The following is an 8720-nucleotide window of genomic DNA, read 5'->3' on the forward strand; positions in this document are numbered from 1 at the left end:
GTGCGGGGGCGCCTGCACGGTCGCGCCGCAGAGGTAGATGCCGACCGCGCCCGGGGTGACGGGGACGAAGTCGCGCACCTCGCGGGTGGCGGTGTCGAACAGGCGCAGGCTCACGAGGGTCAAGGCTACCGGTCGGGGCGCCCCGGGCCGGTGGCGGCGGCGCCCGGCTCGTCCGCGAACCGGGCGGCCTCCGCGCGCAGGGCGTCCAGCACCCGCCGCACGACCCGCCGCGCGCCGCGGTCGGGCCGCACCAGGGCGTCCACCCGGCGGCCCGCGCGGACGCCCGCGAGCGGCACCAGCACGGCGCCGCGGCGGCCCGCGGTGTGCCGGGGCAGCAGGCTCACGCCGTGGCCGGCGGCGACCAGCGCCTCGACGACGCCGAAGTCGTTGAACCGCTGCACGACCCGCAGCGGCCGCCCCGCCACGGCGCCGACCGCGTCCAGCACGCCGGCGACCGGGAAGCCGGCCTCGACCGCGATCCAGGCCTCGTCCACCAGGTCCGCCGGGGTGACCGTGGCGCGACCGGCGAGCGGGTGCCCGGGCGGCAGCGCGACGTCCAGCGGCTCGCGCAGCAGCGGCACGACGTCGACCCCCGCGGGCCAGTCGGCGCCGGCGTCGGGCCGGTGCGCGACGACGAGGTCGAAGTCGGCGGCCAGCGCGGGGAACTCGTCCTGGGCGACGTCCTCGTCCCCGAGCTCCACCCGCACGCCGTCCATCGCGGCGACCCGGCGCAGCAGGCCGGGCAGCAGCAGCTCGGCCGCGGACTGGAACGCGGCGACCCGGACCAGGCCGTGCGGCGCGGACCGGAACGCGTCGACGGCCGCCTCGGCCCGCTCCAGCGCCACGGCCACGTCCGCCGCCGCGTCCGCGAGCGCGTGGCCGGCGGCCGTGAGCCGCACCCCGCGGCCCGAGCGCTCCACGACCTCGGCGCCCGCGTCCCGGGCGAGCGCGCGCAGCTGCTGGGACACCGCGGAGGGCGTCAGGTGCAGCGCTGCCGCGGCCGCGGTGACGCCGCCGCGGTCCCGCACGGCCCGGAGCGTCGCGAGGTGCCGGGTGTCCATGCAGCGACGCTACAGGGACGGTGTGCGATCTTTCGCTGGTGCTGCACGGTGCCGCCGGGCGAGGATCGGCGGCATGCCGCCCCGGGACCGCCTGCTCGCCCTCGTCGTCGCCGTGCTCTGGGGGCTGAACTTCCCGGCGATCCACCTGTCGCTGGCGCAGTTCCCGCCGTTCTTCCTCGTCGCCCTGCGGTTCGCGCTGCTCGCGGTGCCGACGCTCCTGCTCGTGCCACGACCGCGCGTCCCGGTGCGCTGGCTGCTCGGCTACGGCGTCGGGTTCGGGGTGCTGCAGTTCGCGTTCCTCTACCTCGCCATGGACACCGGGATGCCGACGGGGCTGGCGTCGCTCGTGTTGCAGGCGTCCGCGCCGTTCACCGTGCTGCTGGGCGCGGCGTGGCTCCGGGAGCGCATCACCCCGCGGCAGGCGGTCGGCGTGGCGGTGGCGATCTGCGGGCTCGGGGGCATCGCCGCGCTCCGCGCCTCCGCGGGCGCGTCCGCCGGGCTGCTGCCGGTGGTGCTGACCCTGTGCGGCGGGCTCGGCTGGGCGTTCGGCAACGTGTCGAGCCGGCAGGCGCACCCCGAGAGCCCGTTCCGCTTCATGCTGTGGATGTCGGTGGTGCCGCCGCTGCCGATGCTGGCGCTGTCGCTGGTCGTCGACGGTCCCGGGGCGATCGGGCGGTCGCTGACCACGCTCGGGACGGCGACCGGGGCCTGGGCACTGGCCGGGCTGGCGTTCACGGTGCTGGTGGCGACCGTCGTCGGGTCGGGGATCTGGACGACCCTGCTGGCGCGGCACCCGTCCGGGGTGGTGGCGCCGTTCTCGATGCTGGTGCCGGTCGTGGGCATCGGCGCGTCCTGGGCGTTCCTCGCGGAGCGCCCGTCCGCGCCGGAGCTGGCCCTGGGCGCCGTGGTCGTGGCCGGGGTCCTGATCGCGACCCGCCCCCCGCGCCGCGCGGCACCCGGACCCGCCACGCCGGGTGCCGCGCCCGCCACCGCGCTCCCCGCGCCTGCACCCTCGCCCGCGCCCACGTCGAGATGACAACTCTCGGCTGCGCCGCACCTCCCGCGCACAGCCGAGAGTTGCCATCTCGGCGCAGGGTTCGCCGAGTCTGCACTTTCGGACTGTCGAGCGGGCCGGCGGCAGAGGCACGCGATGGAGACTCGGCGTCGGGGGCGCGCGGGAGCGCGGGGAGGGCGGCGCGTAGGCGCGCGGGGGGCTAGGCGCGCGGGGCGATCAGGGCCGTGGCGATCGCGGCGATGCCCTCGCCGCGGCCCGTGAGGCCGAGGCCGTCCGTCGTCGTCGCGGAGACGGACACCGCGGCCCCGGCCGCCGCCGAGAGCGCCGCCTCCGCCTCCGCGCGGCGCGGGGACAGCCGCGGGCGGTTGCCGATCACCTGGACCGCGACGTTGCCGACCTCGAACCCGGCCGCGCGGACCAGGCGGGCGGCCTCCGCCAGCAGGGTCGTGCCCGCGGCACCGGCCCACTCGGGGCGGGACGTGCCGAACACCGAGCCGAGGTCGCCGATCCCGGCCGCGGACAGCAGCGCGTCCGCGGCGGCGTGCGCGGCGACGTCGGCGTCGGAGTGCCCGGCGAGCGGGGCCTCGCCCGGCCAGGACAGGCCCGCGAGGTGCAGCACGGCGCCCGGGGCGGGCTCGGGGTCGTTCGCGTGCACGTCGACGCCGACGCCGGTCCGCGGCAGGCCGGGCGCGCCGCCCGTCGCCGCCCCGCCGGCGCCCACGCCGTCCGCCCCGCCCGCCGTCGCGCCGCCCCGTGCGCCCGCCGCCCCGGTCACGCCCGCACCGTCCCGGCATCCCCCCGCGCCAGCAGCTCCGCCACCGCCAGGTCCCGCGTCGTCGTGATCTTCATGGCCGACTCCTCCCCGGGCACGACCCACACCCGCTCCCCGAGCTCCTCGACGAGCGCGGCGTCGTCGGTCGCCGCCGTCGCCTCGGACGCCGCCCGGTCGGCCCCGGCGACGTGCGCGGCGTCCAGCAGCGCCCGCTCGAACCCCTGCGGGGTCTGCACGGCCCGCATCGTGGCGCGCGGGACGGTCGCGACCACGGGCGCGGCGCCGTCCACCGCCTCGCCGACCTGCTTGATGGTGTCCGCGACCGGCAGCCCCGGCACGACGGCCCGGTGGCCGGCGCGGACGGCGGCCTCGACGGACCGGATCAGCGCGGGCGACGCGAGGGCGCGCGCGGCGTCGTGCACGAGGACGACGTCGACGTCGTCCCCGAGCGCCGCGAGCCCCGCGGCGACGGACGCCTGCCGCGAGCCCGCGCCCTCGACGACGGTCACCGGCACGCCGATCCCCGGTCGCACCGGGCCGCCGAGCAGCGCCCGGAAGCCGCCGACCCGGCCGGGCGGCACGGTGACGACCACGGACAGCACGACGCCCGACGCAGCGAGGCGTCGGGCGGCGTGCACGACCAGCGGGACCCCGGCGAGCTCGACGAGCGCCTTCGGTCCCGGGAGGCCGAGCCGCGTGCCGCTGCCGGCGGCGGTCAGGATCGCCGCGGTGGGCATGCGGGCGCGGTCGGCCGGGTCAGGAGGTTCAGCGCGCCGTCAGGACGCGAGCACCTCGTCGAGGATGGCCTCGGCCTTCTCCTCCTCGGTGTGCTCGGCGAGCGCGAGCTCCGAGACGAGGATCTGCCGGGCCTTGGCGAGCATGCGCTTCTCCCCGGCGGACAGGCCGCGGTCGGCGTCCCGGCGGGAGAGGTCGCGGACGACCTCGGCGACCTTGATCACGTCGCCGGAGGCGAGCTTCTCGAGGTTGGCCTTGTAGCGGCGCGACCAGTTGGTCGGCTCCTCGGTGTAGGGGGCGCGCAGCACGTCGAACACGCGCTCCAGGCCCTCGGCGCCGACGACGTCCCGCACGCCCACGAGGTCGACGTTCTCCGCCGGCACCTCGATGGTCAGGTCACCCTGGGCGACCTTCAGCTTGAGGTAGATCTTGTCCTCGCCGCGGATGGTCCTGGTCTTGATCTCCTCGATCAGCGCTGCACCGTGGTGCGGGTAGACAACCGTCTCCCCAACAGTGAAAGTCATCTGCAGGTGTCCCCTTTCGCGGAACCCCAGTCTACCACGCGGCAACGGGGGGATTTCGTGGAGATCAGCGACGTTTACGCAGGTCAGAGCGTTGTGGGCCACGTCAGAGATTCGACACGCCGGGGAACGGGGTGCCGCGCGGGCCCCGGCTGGCTAGTCTCCGACCAGGGCCCCGTGCGACCCCGTCCCCGGTCGCGCACCCCGCTGACCTGCGACGACGCGGCCCGTGGGACCGAAGGCCCACGGCGGGGCGCAGCGGCCGTGCACGGCACCCCCGCGTCCACGTAGGCTCGGCCTCGCACGCCCGCGCGCGTGCCGCAGCCCCCCGCGCACCGCAGCGCCCGCCCCACCGCACCGAGGAGTCACCGTGGCCCGCAGCCGCACGTCCGCCCGCCCCGTCGTCGTCGGGGCCGTCCTGGCCCTCGCGGCGGCCCTGTCCGGCTGCTCGGTGACCAACCAGATCACCACCGAGGTCGCGTACTCGGCGTCGGACGGCGTGCGCGCGACCCTGGGCGACCTCACGGCCGAGAACCTGCTCATCGTCGCGGAGGCGGCCGACGCCCCGGGCGCGCTCCAGGGCGCGCTCACCAACCGCGGCGACGACGCCCTGACGGTCGAGCTGTCCCTCGAGGGGTCGACCGAGCGGGTGCGCGTCGAGTCCGGCGCCACCGTGCTGCTGGGCGGGGGCCCGGGCGAGGGCGGCGCGGACGGCGACGAGCGCGAGCAGGTCGTCTTCGACGCCGCCGGCGCCCCGGGCTCGACCGTGGAGCTCACGCTGAGCACGGCCGCCGCGGGCGAGGAGACCGTGCCGGTCCCCGTGCTCGACGGCACGCTGCCGGAGTACGCGGACCTGGTCCCGGAGGTCGTCGAGGAGACCCCCGAGCCGACCGCGACCGCGACCGCGTCCGCCGAGGACACCACGGAGCCGGGCGCCGGGGAGACCACCGCGCCGACCGCCGAGGCGACCGCCGGCACCGAGGGCTGACGCCCCGCGGGGCACCGGCCCCGCGCCACGCACGCACGCAGGCCCCGCCCGGGACTCCCGGACGGGGCCTGCGTCGTGCGGCCCGGGCGGACGGCGCGCGGTTCCCCTCCCGACCCGCGCGCCGGCCGCCGTGCCCCCCCTGCGGCTCAGCCGAAGCGGCCGGAGATGTAGTCCTCGGTCGCCTGCTCCTTGGGCGACGAGAACATCGTGGCGGTGTCGTCGATCTCGATGAGCTTGCCGGGCTGGCCGGTGCCGGCGATGTTGAAGAACGCCGTCCGCTCCGAGACCCGGGCCGCCTGCTGCATGTTGTGCGTGACGATGACGATCGTGTACTCGCTCTTGAGCTCGGCGATCAGGTCCTCGATGGCGAGGGTGGAGATCGGGTCGAGCGCGGAGCAGGGCTCGTCCATGAGCAGCACCTGCGGCTTGACCGCGATGGCGCGGGCGATGCACAGGCGCTGCTGCTGGCCGCCCGACAGGCCGGAGCCCGGGCGGTCGAGGCGGTCCTTGACCTCGTTCCACAGGTTGGCGCCGCGCAGCGAGGCCTCGACGAGGTCGTTCGCGTCGCCCTTCGAGATCCGGCGGTTGTTCAGCCGGACGCCGGCGAGCACGTTCTCGGCGATCGACATCGTCGGGAACGGGTTCGGGCGCTGGAACACCATGCCGACCTGGCGGCGGACGGCCACCGGGTCGATCTCGGCGCCGTACAGGTCCACGCCCTCGACCGCGACGGTGCCCTCGACGCGCGCGCCGGGGATGACCTCGTGCATGCGGTTGAGGGTGCGGAGGAACGTCGACTTCCCGCAGCCCGACGGGCCGATGAACGCGGTCACCGAGCGGGGCTCGATGGTCATGTTCACGTCCTCGACGGCCTTGAAGGCGCCGTAGTAGATGTTCAGGTCCTTGACGTCGATGCGCTGAGCCATCTCGGTCGTCTCCTTCTGGTTCTGAAAGGGGAGGTGGGGGCGTCGGTCAGCGGATCTTCGGGGCGAAGAGCCGCGTCACCAGGCGCCCGATGAGGTTCAGCACCATGACGATGAGGAAGAGCGTGAGGGCGGCGGCCCAGGCGCGCTGCAGGTTGATGTCCGGGATGCAGCTCGCGTCGCCGTCCGAGCACGGGACCAGACCCTGAGCGTACTGCCGGTACACGTAGACGGGCAGCGTCATCATGCGGCCCTCGAACAGGTTGAAGTTGATCGAGTCGACCACGCCGACGGTGAGCAGCAGCGGGGCCGTCTCGCCGATGACGCGGGCGATCGCCAGCATCACGCCCGTGGTCAGGCCCGCCACCGAGGTGCGCAGGACGACCTTGATGATGGTCAGCCAGCGCGGGACGCCGAGCGCCAGGGACGCCTCGCGGAGCTCGTTCGGGACGAGGCGCAGCATCTCCTCGCTGGACCGGATGACGACCGGGATCATCAGCACCGACAGCGCGACCGAGCCGATGGCGCCGAACTTCGCGCCGGGGCCGAGGATGAGCGCGAACAGCGCGTAGGCGAACAGGCCGGCGACGATCGACGGGATGCCCGTCATCACGTCCACCAGGAAGGTCACCAGCTTCGCGAGCGGCCGGCCGTTGCCGTACTCGACCAGGTAGATCGCGGCGAGCAGGCCGATCGGCACCGAGATCAGCGCCGCGAACAGCGTGATCTCGAGCGTGCCGACGATCGCGTGGTAGATGCCGCCGGCGTCCATGCCGCCGAACACGCCGCGCATGGAGTTGAGCAGGAAGTACGAGTCCAGCCGCCCGATGCCGCGGGACACCACGGTCCAGGTGAGCGACAGCAGCGGGATCATCGCGAGCACGAAGGCCCCGATGATCAGCACCCGCATCGTGAGGTCGGTGCGGCGCCGGCGGCGGTCCGTGGCCTGGAGCGCCTCGCGCAGCGACGCGCCGGCCGGGGTCGGCGCGGTCGGGGTCGGGGTGGTCGTCATGTCAGTTCGCCCCCGAGAAGTCCTTGCGCCGCGCGACGATCGCGCGGGCGGCCATGTTCACGGCCAGGGTGATGATGAACAGGGCGAGACCGGTCGCGATCAGCGTCGCGACGCCGGTCTGGTTGGCCTCGGGGAACTGCGCGGCGATGTTCGCGGCGATCGTCTGCTGCTGGCCGGCGGCGAGCAGCTGGAACGAGTAGAGGAACCCGGGCGACAGGATCATCAGGACGGCCATCGTCTCGCCGAGCGCGCGGCCCAGGCCGAGCATGGCGGCCGACACGATGCCGGACCGGGCGAACGGCAGCACGGCCATCCGCACGACCTCCCACTGCGTCGCGCCGAGGGCCAGGGCGGCCTCCTCGTGCAGGCGCGGGGTCTGCAGGAACACCTCGCGGCAGATGGCGGTGATGATCGGCAGGATCATCACGGCGAGCACGACGGCCACGGTCATCATCACGCGGCCGGTCGGCGACACCACGCCGCCGAAGAACGGGATCCAGCCGAGGTACGTCCCGAGGAACTCCCACACCGGCTGGACGATCGGGCTCAGCACCAGGCCGCCCCAGAGGCCGTAGACGACCGACGGGATGGCGGCGAGCAGGTCGACCACGTAGCCGAGCGCGCTGGCCAGCCGCCGCGGCGCGTAGTGCGAGGTGAACAGCGCGATGCCGATGGCGATCGGCGTCGCCAGCAGCAGCGACACCGCGGCCGCGAGCAGCGTGCCGAAGATCAGCGGGCCGACGAAGCCCAGCAGGCTGGTGTCCTCGGGGAACCAGCTGACCGCGTCCGACAGCTCGGACGGGTCGGCCGTCAGGGCGGGCCACGCGCGCTGGATCAGGAACACGGCGACGGCGGCGAGGATCACGAGGATCAGGACGCCGGCCCCGGTCGCGACCCAGCGGAAGGCCAGGCTGCCGCCGCGGTCGCCGTGGCCCGAGCGCAGCCTGCGGGCCGTCGTGCCGGGCTTCACCGGCTCGGTGGGCCCCGCGGTGCGGGGCTGGGTGCTGGTCACACGGTCTCCAGGGGGAGGGGGAGGAGAGAGGTCGTGTCTCGTGCCGACGGCCGGCCCACCGCGAGGTGGACCGGCCGGGGTCCGGGCGGGAGGGGCGGCCGACGGGTCACGACGACCGCCCCTCCCCCGGTGGTCAGGACGCCAGGGTGATCGCGTCGATCGAGGCCTGGACGTCGGTGCGCAGGGCGTCCGAGATCGGCGCGGAGCCCGCGGCCGACTCGGAGGCCGCCTGGCCCTCGGCGGACGCGACGTAGGTCGCGAACGCCTTGACCAGGTCGACGTCGTCCTGCGAGTCGTAGGACTGGCAGACGACCAGGTACGAGGCGAGGATCAGCGGGTAGGCGCCGGCCTCGGTCGTGGTGCGGTCGATGTCGATGACGATGTCACCCTCCTCGCGCGAGTCGTCGCGCGGGGAGACGTCGAGCGCGGCCGCGGCGGCCTCCTCCGACGGGGCGACGAAGTCGTCGCCGACCTGGATGGAGACCTTGCCGAGCGAGCCGGCCTTCGAGGCGTCCGCGTAGCCGATGGTGCCCTGGCCGCCCTGGACGGTCTGGATCAGGCCGGAGGTGCCCTGGCCGGACTCGCCGCCCTCGATCGCCCAGTCGCCCGAGGCCTCGGCCGTCCAGGCGCCGTTGCCGGCCTTCGCCAGGTAGTCGGTGAAGTTCTTCGTGGTGCCCGACT

At 75.2% G+C, this 8720-nt stretch carries 10 protein-coding genes; 2 read left to right on the plus strand and 8 right to left on the minus strand.

The window, feature by feature from the left end; translation table 11 throughout:
* Positions 1-125: 125 nt before the first annotated feature.
* Positions 126-1061, minus strand: a complete 936-nt coding sequence (locus tag VER05_RS13770; RefSeq protein ID WP_324845905.1) for a LysR family transcriptional regulator — start codon at positions 1059-1061, stop codon at positions 126-128.
* 73 nt (positions 1062-1134) lie between these two features.
* Here VER05_RS13770 and VER05_RS13775 point away from each other — a divergent pair, with 73 nt between their 5' ends.
* Positions 1135-2097, plus strand: coding sequence for an EamA family transporter (locus VER05_RS13775; RefSeq protein ID WP_324845906.1), 963 nt, complete (start codon positions 1135-1137; stop codon positions 2095-2097).
* A gap of 178 nt (positions 2098-2275) precedes the next feature.
* Here the strand turns inward: VER05_RS13775 and ispF are convergent, their stop codons facing one another.
* The 3 genes from ispF to VER05_RS13790 form a co-directional block, all read right to left on the minus strand.
* The gene (gene ispF, locus VER05_RS13780) at positions 2276-2758 is read right to left on the minus strand and encodes a 2-C-methyl-D-erythritol 2,4-cyclodiphosphate synthase (RefSeq protein ID WP_324845911.1); all 483 of its coding nucleotides are present in this window, start codon (positions 2756-2758) and stop codon (positions 2276-2278) included.
* Positions 2759-2847: 89 nt separating this feature from the next.
* The gene (gene ispD / locus VER05_RS13785) at positions 2848-3585 is read right to left on the minus strand and encodes a 2-C-methyl-D-erythritol 4-phosphate cytidylyltransferase (protein ID WP_324845907.1); all 738 of its coding nucleotides are present in this window, start codon (positions 3583-3585) and stop codon (positions 2848-2850) included.
* A 39-nt stretch (positions 3586-3624) separates the two neighbouring features.
* Positions 3625-4107, minus strand: coding sequence for a CarD family transcriptional regulator (locus VER05_RS13790; protein WP_147795473.1), 483 nt, complete (start codon positions 4105-4107; stop codon positions 3625-3627).
* Between the two features lie 367 nt (positions 4108-4474).
* Here VER05_RS13790 and VER05_RS13795 point away from each other — a divergent pair, with 367 nt between their 5' ends.
* Positions 4475-5092, plus strand: coding sequence for a hypothetical protein (locus VER05_RS13795; protein WP_324845908.1), 618 nt, complete (start codon positions 4475-4477; stop codon positions 5090-5092).
* A 146-nt stretch (positions 5093-5238) separates the two neighbouring features.
* On the opposite strand, the gene pstB is transcribed toward VER05_RS13795, so the two are convergent.
* From pstB to VER05_RS13815, 4 genes are all read right to left on the minus strand, one after another.
* A complete protein-coding gene (gene pstB, locus VER05_RS13800) occupies positions 5239-6018 on the minus strand; it encodes a phosphate ABC transporter ATP-binding protein PstB (RefSeq protein WP_158375122.1) in 780 nt (259 codons plus the stop codon).
* Positions 6019-6064: 46 nt separating this feature from the next.
* The gene (gene pstA / locus VER05_RS13805) at positions 6065-7027 is read right to left on the minus strand and encodes a phosphate ABC transporter permease PstA (RefSeq protein ID WP_324845909.1); all 963 of its coding nucleotides are present in this window, start codon (positions 7025-7027) and stop codon (positions 6065-6067) included.
* A gap of 1 nt (position 7028) precedes the next feature.
* Positions 7029-8039, minus strand: coding sequence for a phosphate ABC transporter permease subunit PstC (pstC, locus tag VER05_RS13810; RefSeq protein WP_414647628.1), 1011 nt, complete (start codon positions 8037-8039; stop codon positions 7029-7031).
* A gap of 133 nt (positions 8040-8172) precedes the next feature.
* On the minus strand, positions 8173-8720 hold a 548-nt coding region (locus VER05_RS13815), incomplete at its 5' end, for a PstS family phosphate ABC transporter substrate-binding protein (RefSeq protein ID WP_324845910.1).

The sequence above is a fragment of the Cellulomonas sp. genome, assembly GCF_035634735.1.
Classification (GTDB): Bacteria; Actinomycetota; Actinomycetes; order Actinomycetales; family Cellulomonadaceae; genus Cellulomonas.